The organism is Fictibacillus sp. S7, assembly GCF_004127935.1.
Taxonomy (GTDB): Bacteria; Bacillota; Bacilli; order Bacillales; family Fictibacillaceae; genus Fictibacillus_C; species Fictibacillus_C enclensis.
Window position 1 is genome coordinate 1,377,500 of sequence record NZ_QJKL01000001.1, and the last position, 14,991, is coordinate 1,392,490.

The window sequence follows — 14,991 nt, forward strand, 5'->3', positions numbered from 1 at the left end:
AGGAAATAAAAGAAAAAAATCCTGTTTTTTATACAGGATTTTGATTTGGCAGCAGTTGTGCCAACTGCAGCCAGCCACAATATTTTCTAAAAACAGGGCGATATAAATCACCCCATTTTTTTAACGTATGATAGATGTGCCATTCAAAAACTTCATTATAAAGATCTATTTTTTTTGTGGCATTATTTGCATGCTGCCTGTAATTATAGAGCATTTCATCGATCCAGTGAATAGTAAAGTGTTCAATAAGCAAGGCATCCATTCGTTTATCTTCAAGATGACGTCCATCCCATGGATCATCGGTCGGCCATCCACCTACTTGTTTCAGAGCTGACGTTCTATAAAAACGGGGAAAAGGTACATCGTTAGATAATAAAAATTCATACCTATCACCATAGGAACGTCCACCAATGCGAGGGACTTCCAATAATTTGTTCCCTTCTCGATCTTCATAAACATCGGTTTTATTGCCCCAAATCAGTGCCACTTGCTCTGAAACCTTTTCTGCTTCATTTCTTAGTTTTTCAATGGTATCAATAAAAAGCCAATCATCTGCATCAAGCTTCATTATATAAGGTGTATCAATAACGGCTAGACCCTCGTTTTGTGCTTTTGACTGACCGACATTTTCTTTCAAACGAATTATTGTAACCCTGGGATCATTTAAATAGTGCTCGACAGAAGCAAGGCTTTTATCTGTGGAGGCATCATCCACCAATACAATTTTCCATTTATTGTACGTTTGTCTGAACACACTTTCCAGCGCATCCTTTAAAAACATTCCAGGATTATAGGAAGGGATCAAAACGGTGACATCATAATTTTTCATAAACCGCTCCATGTTCTTCATTATTCTTATCTAATCTCATAAAGACGATAACTGGTTATTGGGGTGTACTTTATTTAATAATACCGGATTTACATCTTCATAAAGAGACAACAGAACCGGGTGGTTAAATAAATATGCCCTATTTACGAATAAAAACATATTTTGAGCATACCACCATCCAACTGTATCACTGTTCCACACCTTATCTCTTATACAGTCAATGACCAGGAAATCGTGTTTCTTAAATATTTCTATCCAATAATCCGGCCACTGTTCGTTTACATGGTGATCACCGCTTTGATCAGGTATCGCAGCTGAAAATAATACAACAGAACCATGATTCACAAGGGATTGCACAAAAGTTTCAGCACAATGTTCAGGCAGATGTTCCGCTACTTCAAGAGACATGACCAAATCAAATGATCTTCCTAAATCAAGAGGATTCTCCAAGTTATACGGGAAGAACTTTCTTCTCGGTATATCCAGCTGCCTCCTGTCCACATAATCACCATCAACGCCAAGAATATCTCTTATTCTATATTTCTTCTTAAATACGGTTAACCAGGTTCCCGTCCCACATCCAACATCTAAAACTGATTTTGGCTGGATTAAGTCCATAACAATGGGGACAACCCCATGTGCGGATGATAATGAATCTTCCCTTTTGCTTTTAAAGAACTCTTTTGAATACATTTATTTGCTCTCACCTCAAATAAAAATCCTCTTTCTCTTTTAAATTATTCCAAAGACTACAAATTGGTTGGGCATAAAATAGATTTTATGTCCTTAGAAATCACCTATTTATGTAACGTTTTTCAGTTTAAATGCATAATGTAACATATATTTTTATGATAGATAAAATACTAATTATTCAGTCTGGTGGTGTTTTTTTATTGAAAGGATTAATTTTAGTTGCCGGAAAAGGTACAAGACTCCAGCCTTTTTCGTTATCAAGGGCCAAAACCCTAATCCCAGTTGCTAATAAACCCTTACTGGAATATTGTATTGAAAGCCTGAAAAAAATAGGCATTAACGAAATAGGCATTGTATTAAACCCTGCACAAAAAGATGTTTGTGAGTATATAGATCATCGACCGGCCGACAATACTTCGATTACACTGATTTACCAGCCGAAAGCAAATGGAATCGGAGATGCGGTGAAGCAAGCATCGGATTTTTTGAAGACGGAGCCATTTATTCTTTTATTGGGAGATAACTTAATCAATGAATCGCTTTTATCCCTTAAAGAAGCTATCCTGTCAAGTTCAATCAACGGTGCTGTACTGATTACAAGGGTCTTTAATCCTAGTGATTATGGAATCGCCCACGTAGAAAACAATCAGATCATTAAAGTGGAAGAAAAACCAATAAATTCAACATCAAATCTTGCGATAATTGGAGCATATGCGTTTGACTCCAAAATGCTCACTGCCATTAACCATATACAGCCCTCCTCAAGGGGAGAGTACGAAATTACTGACGCAATTCAATGGTTAATCAATCATCAATATAATATCTCTTATCAAATTACTAATAAGGAATACTCCGATGTAGGCACAATAGAACGATGGTTTGAAGCAAACCGCTGGGTTTTAGATTCCCTGAATCGATCAGAGGAGACAACAGACCCTTCAACCATCATCAAAAACTGCAAGTTGATTCCGCCCGTTCATATTGATAAAAACTGTGTGATAACAAATTCTACCATAGGTCCGTATGTTTCTGTTTCACAGGGTGCCGTTATAGATAACTGCAGGATTCAAGACAGTATAGTTTTGGAAAACGTTTATGTAAGTGATGTCTCTTCTTTAATTACTCATAGTATTTTCGGAAAAGGGACAAAAATCGATAAACTGCACATAGAAACCGCTTCCATTGAATGCCTTTTTTTTGATTACACTAAAATAATATCCAAGTAAGGTGATGTGAAATATGATTTTTTGTACATCCGTCTGTTTAAATCATTTGGCAAAGGCAAAGATATTGGCCAAATCACTAAAGGAGCATATGCCGGAAAGTAAATTGGTTATTTGTTTGCTAGAAAAAAGCTTGCCTGCCGATTTATTGGACGACCAGGATTTTCATGAAGTGGTATTGGCTAAGGATATGGGCTTTACAAACTTTGAAACCACTATATTTAAATATAATCAATACGAAGCGGCATGTGCTTGTAAAGGACAACTTATGAAATATGTCTACAGCAAGTATAAAGATGAAGAATTTTTTAGTTATATTGATTCAGATACTCAAGTGTTTTCCCGTTTTGATGAAGTATTTGCTGCCTTTAAAACGCATTCCATTGTATTGACTCCTCATTATAATGAACCACCAAAAAACACATACACCATTTGGGGGGAAAATGCAGAAATTTTGATTCTGAGAGTCGGTATCATAAACGGTGGGTACATTGGAGTTAAACGTTCAGTGGAAGCAGAAGCATTGCTGGATTGGTGGACAGCAAGACTTGAACACTATGCTTTTAATGATGCGGAACAAGGACTGTTTACCGACCAGAGATGGCTAACAGCAGCCTTAATGTTGTTTGATAAGATTTATGTGCTGAAACATGACGGTTATAATGTAGCGTTCTGGAATATAAACCAGCGCAGCATCAGCATGAAAGATGGCGTATATTATGCTAACGGTGAACCTTTTAGATTTTTTCATTTTTCAACATTACATTTTCTCCGAGATAACCTTCCAGACAATCCGTCTATATATAAAGTTGTACATCAATACATTGCTCTTATGGAGGAAAATGAAAACCTCTACCCTACCCATTTTGAATGGAGTTATAATTTTTTTGATCATGGGGGACGGATAGAGGACGGATCTCGATCTGCATTTAGATATAATCCTAATTTAGAAGTTTATACAACCAATCCCTATTCATTAACCAATAAAGCCATTAAACGGTTAAGTAAAAGAAAAAAGCAGGTGAGAGGACATTGATTTTCTGTACTTCTGTTTGCATGAACCACCTTGCAATGGCCAAGGCATTGGCACAATCCATTAAAAGGCATCATCCAGAATCAAAAATGGTCGTCTGTCTTATCGAAAAACATCTTCCTGTTTCTGTAGATGGATTAGACCTGTTTGATGAGATCGTTTTGGCGAAAGATATGGGATATCTTCATTTTGAACAAACGATATTTAAATATAGTCAATATGAAACAGCAGGGTTCAGCAAAGGACAGCTGTTTCGGTATATTTTTCAAAAGTATCCAAAAGAAGAAAATGTCGTTTACCTGGATAGTGATACCCTGGTTTTTGGACCTTTCATAGAGGTTGAGGATGCCCTTCGCTTACATTCTATTGTTTTAACACCGCATATTTTAAATTCCGTAAAAAATCCAGCCTATTTATTTGGGGAATTCGCACTCTTGAACTCCGGAAATTTCAATACTGGTTTTATCGCGCTCAAGCGATCCAAAGAGTCGTTGGAATTTTTGGATTGGTACTGCTACCGGTTGAACCACTACTGTTATACCGATCCTCCAAGAGGGTTATTCAATGAACAAAAGTGGATGGATCTTGTACCTGTTTTTTTTGATAAAGTCATGAATGTAAAACACCCCGGATACAATGTTGCGTATTGGAATCTATTTGAAAGAAATATTACACAAACAAGCGGCAACTATATGGTAAATGACCAACCTTTACGATTTTTTCATTTTTCCGGGCTGGCTTTTATAACTGACACCTTGTATTTAATAAACAATGAAACAACCACCCACGGTATTAACATACTGAATAAATATCAAAGATTGTTAGAGAATCATGGCCACCGGGATTTGTTAAACATTCCATGGAGTTATGATTACTTTGATAACGGCAGGATGATTAGTGATCAAATACGTACTATTTATAAAAATAATCATTTAGCGCAATCTGAGATTATCAATCCCTTTAGTGAGGATCGGCGTGCCTTTAAAAAATATAAAGACTAATTACAAATTTCAAGACAGGAACTGTGTTTAATTTTAGCTATAGCCGTTTCCTTTTATTGGTTATATTCATATTTTAAAATAGCTAAAATTTAACGGGGGTGTTTAATTGAATGTTTTAATCATCGGGGCAGGCTATGTAGGAACAACTACCGGTTTAATATTTGCAGAATTGGGACATTCGGTAACAGTGATAGATGTTGATCAAAAGAAAATTAATGATTTACAGAAAGGAATACTATTTTTTTACGAACCGGGTTTAGATACGCTGCTAACTAAGCACTTAGCTTCTGGAAAAATCACCTTTGAAATGGATCATCAAAAAGCTATAAAAGATAATCCCCTTATTTTCATCTGTGTCGGTACCCCGCAAAATCAAGATGGAAGTGCCAATTTGGACTTTTTGCGAGAAGCTTCTGAATTTATCGGTACAAACCTGAATGCATACAAAATAATCGTCATCAAAAGCACTGTGCCGGTGGGAACCTCTAAACAAGTAAAGCGGTGGATCGAAATTACAAAGAAAGATTCTGTTTCTTTTGACGTAGTATCCAATCCGGAGTTTTTAAGAGAAGGTAGTGCTTTACATGATGCCCTATATCCAGACCGGATCATTCTTGGAAGTGAAAATGATCAAGCAATCGCACTCCTTCAAGAGCTATATAAAGGAATAAAGGCACCATTTATAGTTACTACACCAAGTGCTGCAGAATTAATTAAATATACGGCTAATTCATTTTTGGCAACTAAAATTTCATTTATTAATGAAATAGCCATACTTTGTGACAAATTGCATATTAATGTGCAGGATATCGCTAAAGGGGTTGGGTTGGATATAAGAATCGGCCCATTATTTTTAGATGCTGGTATTGGTTATGGGGGATCTTGTTTTCCAAAAGATGTGCTGGCCTTGATCGATACGGCAAAGAAAAATAATATCGATCTTTCCATTCTGGAGAAAGTCCATGCGGTTAATGAGAATCAGCCGGGCTATCTCTTTAAAAAAATAAAAACAAGATTACTCAGCTTGTCAGCAAAAAAAATGGCTGTATTGGGTCTTTCCTTTAAGGCTCAAACAGATGATATAAGACAGTCGCCATCCTTGAAGATCATACAAGACTTAATAAATGAAGGAGCAATGGTAGAAGTCCACGATCCCGTCGCCAAACTCCCTGGCGATCTAATGGATAAGGTTCTTCAAAAAGATTCTCCAGAAGAAGCAATGACAAATGCAGATGCCATCTTAATCTGTACGGACTGGCCTCATTATAAAAATATAGATTGGCCTGATATAAAAAATAAAATGAAGTCCCCTATTGTTTTTGACGGGAGAAACATGCTCGATGCAGCTGAGATGAGATCCATTGGCTATATTTATGAAGGAATAGGCTACGAATAATCACATGAGAGGTGATGGTGCATTGGAGAAAATAATAATTACCGGGGTAGCTGGTTTCTTGGGATATCAGCTGGCAGAAACACTTTTATCTGAAGGCTGCTGCATTTTAGGAATTGATAATCTTTCTACAGGCAGGATGCAAAATATTGATAAGTTAAGTGTTCATCCAAACTTCCGCTTTATAAAACATGATGTTTGCTCAGAAAACCTCTTTCAACTAAAAGAAATAACAGACATAAACCAAATTTATCACCTCGCTTCTCCGGCATCCCCCAAATACTACCAAAAATTCCCTTTTGAAACCATAGAAATTAATACCCTTGGAACTAAAAACATGTTAGAACTGAGTAAAATTTACAATGCCAAAATGGTATTTTTAAGTACAAGTGAAGTTTATGGCGACCCAGAAATCCATCCTCAGGTTGAAGATTACAGGGGCAATGTTAATACCTGGGGGCCCAGGGCCTGCTATGATGAAGGCAAACGGCTTGGGGAAGTGTTCTGCTATTTATACCACAGCCTCTTCGGGGTGCAGATTAAGGTTGCCCGGATATTTAACACGTATTCTGCTGGTTTGAGAAATGATGATGGTCGTGTAATTTCTAATTTTGTAAATCAGGCTTTAAAGGGAGAGGAAATTACGGTCTATGGAGACGGCTCACAGTCAAGGTCATTTTGCTATGTCGATGACACCATCCGTGCCATTAGATTAATGATGAAAAATGATGCCGCAAACGGTGAAATTATAAATATAGGCAATCCAAATGAGATTACCGTTTTAAATCTCGCTAAATTAATAAAAGAACTCACCAATTCCCCCAGTAATATCGTATTTCTGCCTCTGCCAAAAGATGACCCGAAACAAAGACGGCCAAACATTGACAAAGCAAAAAAAATACTTGACTGGGAACCTAAGGTAAGTCTGGATGAAGGATTACGAAAAACAATAAATGTTTATCAATCCTCATCTCCCAACTAAATGAATCAAGACAGGGTCTTCAGAAACAACCAAATAATAAACAGAAAGCTGTCTCATTCAGATCGTTTTGAAACGAACCTCTTGAGACAGTTTTTTTTTAGGGGTCAGAGTCCATTTTTTTCCTTCGGTATAAGTGAGCTTAATTCAACCCAGCCGTTTTTATTTATTGAGAACTGAGGCTCAAACTTATTCCCCCATTTATTCAGCGCATAATGAATATTCCATTTAATCATTTCATTTAAAATAGCTTTCTTATTAACTGTCACATTGTTGATATGTTTTCTATAATTATAGAGCATCTTATCAATCCATTGAATTTTATAGTCTTTGATCAATAGAACATCCATGCGGCGGTCCTCCAGATAACGCCCCTCGTATGGGTCATCCGTTGGCCAGCCTCCTACTTTTTTAAGCGCAGATGTCCGGTAAAAACGGGGATATGGAATGAAATTTTCCAGCAAGAATTCATAAGGATCGTCAAATGAACGACCCTTAATATCCAGTATCTTATAAAGCACTTCACCATCCTCATTTTCTATTACGATTGTTTTTTTTCCGCAGATCAAACCTACCTCATCTGGCACACGTTCTGCCTCATTCATCAGAATTTCAAGGGTGTCAGGAAAAAACCAGTCATCACTGTCCAGCATCATAGTAAAACGAGTATTTATTTGCTCTAAACCAACGTTTTGAGTTTTGGACTGACCTAAATTTTGTTTGTTTTTTATAAGGATTATACGGGGATCGGATAGATAGTCTTGTATCGTTGATAAACTATCATCAGTCGAAGCATCGTCTACGATGACCATTTTCCAGCCTTGATATGTCTGGTTCATTACACTCTCTACTGCATTTCTTAAATACTGGCCAGGGTTATACGAGGGGATCAAAACCGTTACTTTTTCGTCCATTTTCACCGACCCTCCCTATTCAATCCGCTTTAACTTTTTAACTACTCTCCAACCGCCCCTGATTGTCTTAAATACTGGTTCATATTCATTTCCCCACCGGTGAAGAGCATCGCGAACGATCCACTCTACAGCCTCTTTGTAAACGTCTTTTTGATGGGTGGAATTTGTGGCATGTATTCTATAGTTTAATATGGTTTGCGGTATATAATAAAAACGGTATTCTCCGATTAGCCGTAAAAACATACGAAGATCTTCTGCATGCCTGCCATTAAACGGATCATTGGTTGCCCATCCACCCATCTTCTTTATTAATGCTGTCCGGTAAAACTTTGGCCAAGGAATATAGTTTGAAAGCAACAGGTCATATTTATCCTGCTTGATATTGTCCCATTCATTAGAAACATATCTGTATCTTTTTCTATTTCTTATTTCAGTCACTTCTATAACATCGCCAACGATCAATGCTACGTCTTTGGGTAAATTCCTTGCTGCATCCATTAAAACATCCAATGTGTTTTCCGGAAGCCAGTCATCAGCGTCTAATTGCAAAAAGAATTCTGTATTTATTTTTTCAAGCCCAATATTTTGTGACATCGATTGGCCTGTGTTTTTTTTATTCTGGATAAGTGTAATTCTTTGATCTTCCAACAGATCCGCAGCATAGGACAAGCTATCATCTGTTGATGCGTCATCTACTAAAATGATTTTCCAATTGGGATACGTTTGATTAAACACACTCTCTAAAGCTTCTCTTAAATAGATTCCTGAATTAAATGAAGGTATTAAAACGGTCACTTCTTTATCCAACTACTTAAACACCTCCTAAAATTTATAATATCCTGTAAATAAAAATATTCCTTGTTATTTTATATGCACTTTATCCATGCCTGATTGTACTGACGTTTGTATCAAATAAAAAAAGAGCAATTCATCATTTGCTCTTTTAATCGTTATTTTTTAACTTTTGCAGTTAGGATCACCTGGTAATGGTCATCCTTAATGCCTAAAATGGCTTCAGGGATTTCATGAATGGCCAAACCGTCAAGAAATGCTTTTGCTACAGCAACATTGCCAAATACATCGATTTCTATCCTTTCTTCATCAACAAATTCATTCAACAGCATCCTTAATGAAGTATCTGTAAATCTCCAATAGTCTCCATGAAAATCTGTTCGACAGCTAGAGCTTAAACCAGAAGTCGTTAACAGCAATGTCCCTCCTGGTTTTAACGCGTTAAATGTATGGTTTAATGCCATTTTAATATCATAAATGACATGAATGACCTGGGTAAGAATAATACAGTCAAAAACCCCCTGAGGAATATTTTCTCCTGTTGCTAAGTCACCAACAATGGTTGCTTCATTTGAAGAAATGAGGTTCAGCACATCGCTTTTCGTAACGTTATCTCCATAAGTCCTCGTATAAAAGTTATCTCCTACTTCAAGAACATGTCCTGTTATCTCTGCACGGTTATTCTCTATAAATTTCTCGATGTAAAATCGATCAATAGGTTTTCCCCGGTCGAAACCAAAATTTCTGCTTTTGGGCCTTATTGAAAAGTTATTCAGCAAAAGCTCCTCCTTAATGACTTTTTTAATCCTGGCATGATGCTAGAAAAGCTGTGCACGTAAAATATAATATTTCTCTGCATATTGGCACCCGTTCTCCATCCCTCTTTTTTCTGCCCATTTCTTTATGCTTTCTGGTGAAATAAGATGTTGGGACTCACGGATTTGGGAAACATGCATTTTCATTGCTTTTACCTTCATTTCTATTTTTTCACTAAGATCCAAAAATAGCTCACCGGCATTGTTAATTCGAGGATACTGCCAGACGATTAAAGGGTATTCATACATAGCAATCAACTTATAATTTTGATGCGGCTGTGGCCTTAAGCTGGCCATGCAGGCATGAAAAAGCGCCTTATGATCCTGATGAAAACTCGGATACGGTATGAAAACCATTGAGGGTTTAAAATTCATCAAGATGTCATCAATTTTTGAGACTAATTGTTTTTGCGGGATGGTGTCCAATATCCCTTCTTTATCTTCAAACATTACTTCATAATCTTCACAACCCAGAAACGATAAGGCATCGGATAGTTCCTTTTTTCTAATATCAGCCGTCACTTTCATTCCAGAATGAATGAATGTTGTGTCTCCTAATGCTGCAATGACAACTTTCACTTGATTTCCTAACCCGCATGCTCTTTCAATCAATCCTCCACAACCCAATACCTCATCATCAGAGTGTGGCGCTATGATTAATATCCGTTCCTTCCCAGCGTTAAGCATCGTACACCCCCGAAACCTAAATACGTCGTATTAGTTTAATCTATTCACCAACCACGGGGATGTATAGGCAAAAAACACGATTATCCATTACAAATTGTATTTTAGTAAGAAGATATCAAACCATGATCCTGAACAAATTATCGTTAAAAATCAATCCCTGTTGTTTTAACTGCTCATAAATTCCTAATAATTTATAACTGTTAAGAAAAATTACTGCATCTACCTTACCGGTGCAACATAGTTTATAAATTTTAGAACTTAAACTCCTATTATTCTTATAGTAAAAATCATAGACTGAGAGTGAATTTTCTGTGCACGCAATGTTTTTAAACTCTTTACATGTCTTACGGTCGCCAATTATAACGAAATTCGGTTTACGGTTTAAACCATCAACTAATTTCTTTTGAATGTTTTTACTGGAAATCAGCCATACTTCATTCACCGTGTCCTGCCTTTTTAATCGACTAAGTGAATCCTGGTGTATTCGGTATTCATATAATACTTTAGGCAGTTTATGAAATGGTAGTATTTCAAGCATACGCATCCAAAGGTCATAATCATAAGCGATTTTATAGGCCGGATTATAACCTCCCAATTGATCGAAAACTGATTTAGAAAACATAACGGAACCATGACATATAAAACTGGAAAAAAAACGATGTTCTTTTAAATGTTCACTGGAGGCATTATATCCTTCCTCTTCCATTAATAATAATTCTTTTGAAATGATTTCTTTTCCATGTATACAATGAATAAACGATCCTACCGCTGCTATCCCGGGATTTTTTGTAATATATTTTACCTGTTCTTCAATGCGATTTGGAAGACTGAGATCATCAGCATCTTGAATCGCAATCCAACTGCCGCTAGCTTGCTTAATTCCTAAGTTTAGGCAATGCGCAGCTCCCTGATTTTTAACTAAGTGTATAAGTTTCATCTTGGAATCTTTTATTGACTCAAGAATTTCATAGGTCCGATCAGTAGATGCATCATTAACAATAATTAGCTCTATTTGATGATAGGTCTGATTTAAGATACTTTTAATAGCCTCTTCAACATAGTCTTCAGCATTGTAAACAGCCATTACAACTGAAACAAACATTCATACACCCCTTTAACTGATTCATTTTTAATTGCCATAAAAATTGTTCTTCTGCCAATTCCAAGCATCAGCACACATTTCATCAAGACCCTTTTGTGCTTCCCAACCGAGTACTCTCCTGGCTTTAGCAGGGTCTGCATAACTAACAGCAACGTCACCTGGCCGGCGGTCCACCACTTTGTAAGGTATCTTTTGTCCTGTTACTTTTTCAAACGCTGCAATCATTTCCATCACACTATACCCTTTTCCAGTCCCAAGGTTATAAGCTTCTATACCACTGCCTGCCAACACTTTATCTAGCGCCTTCAGGTGTCCTTTTGCAAGGTCAGTGATATGGATATAATCCCTTACTCCTGTACCATCTTTGGTAGGATAATCATTTCCAAAGATGTTAACTTCCTTCAATCTCCCGATAGCGACCTGTAAGATATACGGTGTTAAGTTGTTAGGTATTCCGTTCAGATCCTCCCCGATCCGGCCGCTTTCGTGTGCTCCTACGGGATTGAAATATCGCATGAGAGCAATGCTCCATTCATTATCTGAAACATGCAGATCTCGAAGTATTTCTTCTATCATCAGCTTCGTCCGGCCATATGGGTTGTTGGGACCAAGCGGTGCATCTTCTGATATTGGCAATTGTTGGGTTGTGCCATAGACTGCGGCAGAAGAACTAATCACCATATTTTTAACACCAAACCGCTGCATTGCCTCGCAAAGAACAATCGTACCCATGACATTATTTCGATAATAATCAAGTGGCTTTTCCACTGACTCCCCAACTGCTTTTAATCCGGCAAAGTGAACGACAGCTTCAATGTTATTCTCAGTAAAGACTCTTTCAAGTTCCTGTTTCTCTACAAGATCCACATGCTCAAATTTAAAATTTCTGCAGGCGATCTCCATTACTCGGTTGACTGATTCTGTTTTACTATTAAACAATTTATCTAACACGACAATGTCATAGCCTTTTTTTAAAAGCTCTATACACGTATGGGTGCCAATATAACCTGCGCCTCCCGTAACTAAAATGGCCATGCTGCTGCCTCCAATCCAAAACGATTATTAATTTCTCATCCTTGAACGAGTGTTATTTATAATATCCTGCCCAAATTTTATACAGGTTTTTATTCAGCTCTAGCCCTTTTTCCTGCAGTTTATAAAACACTCTTATCAGGCTAATATCTTCCAAAAAAATAATCCCATCAGTGTCCCTCTCTTTATAAAGCTGTAACATATCATCATCGTCAAAATCTTTATGAAAATATCCTGATACATCTATCCTGTTAATTAAACTGACTTGTTTAAAATCCTCGCACGCCTCTTCTATGCCAAATACTATAAAACTTGGCTCTCTTTTATATCTATCCTGTAATCGTTTTTTTATATGTTTAGATGCTACTAGCCAATCTTCATTCAACGTTACCTGATTGTTCCGGCTGATCGAATCAGAATGCACACGATACTGATACAACACAATGGGTATTTTATGAATAGAGGTTCTCTCAAGCATCCTTAACCATAAATCATAGTCATAACATATTTTATATTGAAGGTCATAGCCGCCTATTTGATCAAAGATTGATTTAGAAAATAAAACGGATCCGTGGCAAAAGGGGTTTAAATAGAAACGATAAGCGTTTATATGCTCTTTAGAAGATAGATGATTTCTAGTGGCTTCTATTTGCAGATTTCTCCTGGAAACTTCAGCATGACCAGAAATACATTCTATAAGAGAACCTACAGCGGTTACATCCTTATGTTTACGGATATAACGTATCTGTTCCTCTAACTTGTTTGGTAAACTGATATCATCAGCATCCTGAATAGCGATCCACTCCCCTTTCGCTTCTTTAATGCCAATATTTAATGCATTTGCGGCTCCACCGTTGTTTTCAAGATGAATAATCTTTATTCGATCATCATTCAATGAATTCAAAATATCTTTCGTACGGTCTGTGGATCCATCGTTTACAACGATTAATTCGAAATGTTTATAGGTTTGATTTAGGACACTATCCACAGATTCCCATAAATAAACTTCACCATTATAAACAGGCATTACAACAGATACTAGCATAATACTCCTCTCATTCTCTTCACAAAACCATCCCTCTTTCCAGATGCATTACCCTACAATCACTTTATGCTATCCGCTTGTCTTCGGTTATTTATTCGTCCATTTTCTGCCATTTCTCGGCCACGAAACCTTTTTGTAATAGGCTTCATTGACAAGTTGATTGGAGTGCAAAAAGCAGCAAAGGTTACGAAAAAAGCCTTTTAAAAAGACTTACAGTTTCATTATTTAGAAGGAAAGGGAGCCAAGAACAGACATCGTTTTTATTAATTACATTGAATTTCTTATTGGCCACGATCGGTTTGCTCATCGCACCGTTTTCAGCATTAATCATAAAAAAATACCAGCCAATATACTGGGTATACTGGCTGGCAGATTAAATATTATTATACAAAGATTAGTTTCCTAAAATGCTGTATCCACTGTCCACATGAATGGTTTCCCCGGTGATGCCTCGGGAAAGATGACTCATAAGGAAGAGAGCTGTATCGCCGACTTCTTCCGGGGTTGTGTTGCGGCGAAGTGGTGCTTTTTCTTCTATTTGTTTCAAAATACTGTTAAAGTCGCCGATTCCTTTTGCCGCGAGTGTACGGATTGGTCCGGCAGAAATGGCATTTACTCGAATATTATCTTTGCCCAGGTCATTGGCAAGGTATTTCACGCTGGCATCAAGGGACGCTTTGGCCACACCCATAACGTTGTAATTTTGGAGAACACGTTCTCCTCCAAGATACGTAAGAGTTACGATGCTTCCTCCTTCTGTCATCAGTCCTCGTGCTTCCTTTGCGACAGCAGTCAACGAATAAGATGAGATGTTGTGTGCAAGAAGGAACCCATCACGTGTAGTGTTCAAATACTCGCCTTTTAGTTCATCCGTATTGGCAAACGCAATACAGTGGGCCAATCCATGGATAACGCCAACTTCGCTTTTGATCTGTTCAAATGTCGATTTGATTTCATCATCATTTGTAATGTCACATGGCAGCACGATGGAATCTTTGCGTTCCAAGCTTTCGGCAAGATCTCTTACATTCTTCTCCAGGCGTTCTCCCGCATACGTGAAGATCAGGCGGGCACCTGCATTTGATAGAGCTTGGGCGATTCCCCAGGCGATGCTGCGTTTATTGGCCACACCCATGACCACATATGTACGATTTTCAAGTGAAAGGTTCATATTGTATTTCCTCCTTAGACCTTTTTTTAGCATTTGTTATTAGTACCTAGTCCTAATATTAGTATAACAGATTTTAAAAGAAAGGAAATACCGATCCTCTTTCATTACGTTTTAGCCTTTGCTGGTTTCAATGTTTCTTGCTTCATACCCGCATCCGGAACAATGAAAAATCACATTTTGATTGGACTGAGCAGTCAGAACGGTGTCGATTTCTGCCTCTCTGTGGCAACGGGGACAGCGAACGGTAGGCATGGTCATGTAAATCACTCCTTTTTTCAATAG

Annotated in this window: 16 protein-coding genes; 5 read left to right on the forward strand and 11 right to left on the reverse strand. The window is 37.4% G+C overall.

From position 1 onward, the window contains the following. Positions 1-28 precede the first annotated feature (28 nt). Together DMO16_RS06990 and DMO16_RS06995 are read right to left on the reverse strand one after the other, a co-directional pair. Entirely contained in the window at positions 29-829 is an 801-nt protein-coding gene (locus tag DMO16_RS06990) for a glycosyltransferase family 2 protein (RefSeq protein WP_164988874.1), read from the reverse strand. 36 nt (positions 830-865) lie between these two features. After that, positions 866-1,522 (reverse strand): class I SAM-dependent methyltransferase, encoded by a 657-nt coding sequence (locus tag DMO16_RS06995; RefSeq protein ID WP_129476246.1) that lies wholly within the window; start codon positions 1,520-1,522, stop codon positions 866-868. A 131-nt stretch (positions 1,523-1,653) separates the two neighbouring features. On the opposite strand from DMO16_RS06995, the gene DMO16_RS07000 reads away from it, so the two are divergent. The 5 genes from DMO16_RS07000 to DMO16_RS07020 all read left to right on the forward strand — a co-directional run bounded on the left by DMO16_RS07000 (position 1,654) and on the right by DMO16_RS07020 (position 7,154). Continuing rightward, positions 1,654-2,748, forward strand: a complete 1,095-nt coding sequence (locus DMO16_RS07000; RefSeq protein ID WP_129476248.1) for a sugar phosphate nucleotidyltransferase — start codon at positions 1,654-1,656, stop codon at positions 2,746-2,748. Positions 2,749-2,794: 46 nt separating this feature from the next. Beyond that, positions 2,795-3,781: a hypothetical protein gene (locus tag DMO16_RS07005; RefSeq protein ID WP_206738067.1), complete on the forward strand. Its 987-nt coding sequence runs from the start codon at positions 2,795-2,797 to the stop codon at positions 3,779-3,781. A gap of 20 nt (positions 3,782-3,801) precedes the next feature. Continuing rightward, the gene (locus DMO16_RS07010; RefSeq protein WP_206738068.1) at positions 3,802-4,779 is read left to right on the forward strand and encodes a hypothetical protein; all 978 of its coding nucleotides are present in this window, start codon (positions 3,802-3,804) and stop codon (positions 4,777-4,779) included. A gap of 106 nt (positions 4,780-4,885) precedes the next feature. Then, on the forward strand, positions 4,886-6,175 hold the full coding sequence (locus DMO16_RS07015; protein ID WP_129476257.1) for a UDP-glucose dehydrogenase family protein: 1,290 nt from the start codon (positions 4,886-4,888) through the stop codon (positions 6,173-6,175). A gap of 22 nt (positions 6,176-6,197) precedes the next feature. Continuing rightward, positions 6,198-7,154: a GDP-mannose 4,6-dehydratase gene (locus tag DMO16_RS07020; RefSeq protein WP_241840474.1), complete on the forward strand. Its 957-nt coding sequence runs from the start codon at positions 6,198-6,200 to the stop codon at positions 7,152-7,154. A gap of 104 nt (positions 7,155-7,258) precedes the next feature. Here the strand turns inward: DMO16_RS07020 and DMO16_RS07025 are convergent, their stop codons facing one another. The 9 genes from DMO16_RS07025 to DMO16_RS24160 all read right to left on the reverse strand — a co-directional run bounded on the left by DMO16_RS07025 (position 7,259) and on the right by DMO16_RS24160 (position 14,967). Beyond that, positions 7,259-8,065 (reverse strand): glycosyltransferase family 2 protein, encoded by an 807-nt coding sequence (locus tag DMO16_RS07025; protein ID WP_129476263.1) that lies wholly within the window; start codon positions 8,063-8,065, stop codon positions 7,259-7,261. Positions 8,066-8,080: 15 nt separating this feature from the next. After that, entirely contained in the window at positions 8,081-8,872 is a 792-nt protein-coding gene (locus tag DMO16_RS07030; RefSeq protein ID WP_129476266.1) for a glycosyltransferase family 2 protein, read from the reverse strand. 143 nt (positions 8,873-9,015) lie between these two features. Then, positions 9,016-9,636: a methyltransferase domain-containing protein gene (locus DMO16_RS07035; protein ID WP_164988876.1), complete on the reverse strand. Its 621-nt coding sequence runs from the start codon at positions 9,634-9,636 to the stop codon at positions 9,016-9,018. Between the two features lie 39 nt (positions 9,637-9,675). Continuing rightward, the gene (locus tag DMO16_RS07040; protein ID WP_129476272.1) at positions 9,676-10,359 is read right to left on the reverse strand and encodes a PIG-L deacetylase family protein; all 684 of its coding nucleotides are present in this window, start codon (positions 10,357-10,359) and stop codon (positions 9,676-9,678) included. 115 nt (positions 10,360-10,474) lie between these two features. Beyond that, positions 10,475-11,461, reverse strand: a complete 987-nt coding sequence (locus DMO16_RS07045) for a glycosyltransferase (RefSeq protein WP_129476275.1) — start codon at positions 11,459-11,461, stop codon at positions 10,475-10,477. Between the two features lie 27 nt (positions 11,462-11,488). Beyond that, on the reverse strand, positions 11,489-12,496 hold the full coding sequence (gene galE / locus DMO16_RS07050; protein WP_129476278.1) for a UDP-glucose 4-epimerase GalE: 1,008 nt from the start codon (positions 12,494-12,496) through the stop codon (positions 11,489-11,491). Between the two features lie 52 nt (positions 12,497-12,548). Beyond that, on the reverse strand, positions 12,549-13,538 hold the full coding sequence (locus tag DMO16_RS07055; RefSeq protein ID WP_129476281.1) for a glycosyltransferase: 990 nt from the start codon (positions 13,536-13,538) through the stop codon (positions 12,549-12,551). Between the two features lie 394 nt (positions 13,539-13,932). Continuing rightward, on the reverse strand, positions 13,933-14,709 hold the full coding sequence (fabI, locus tag DMO16_RS07060) for an enoyl-ACP reductase FabI (protein WP_061969041.1): 777 nt from the start codon (positions 14,707-14,709) through the stop codon (positions 13,933-13,935). A 111-nt stretch (positions 14,710-14,820) separates the two neighbouring features. Continuing rightward, the gene (locus tag DMO16_RS24160; protein WP_090232940.1) at positions 14,821-14,967 is read right to left on the reverse strand and encodes a hypothetical protein; all 147 of its coding nucleotides are present in this window, start codon (positions 14,965-14,967) and stop codon (positions 14,821-14,823) included. Positions 14,968-14,991: the final 24 nt, after the last annotated feature.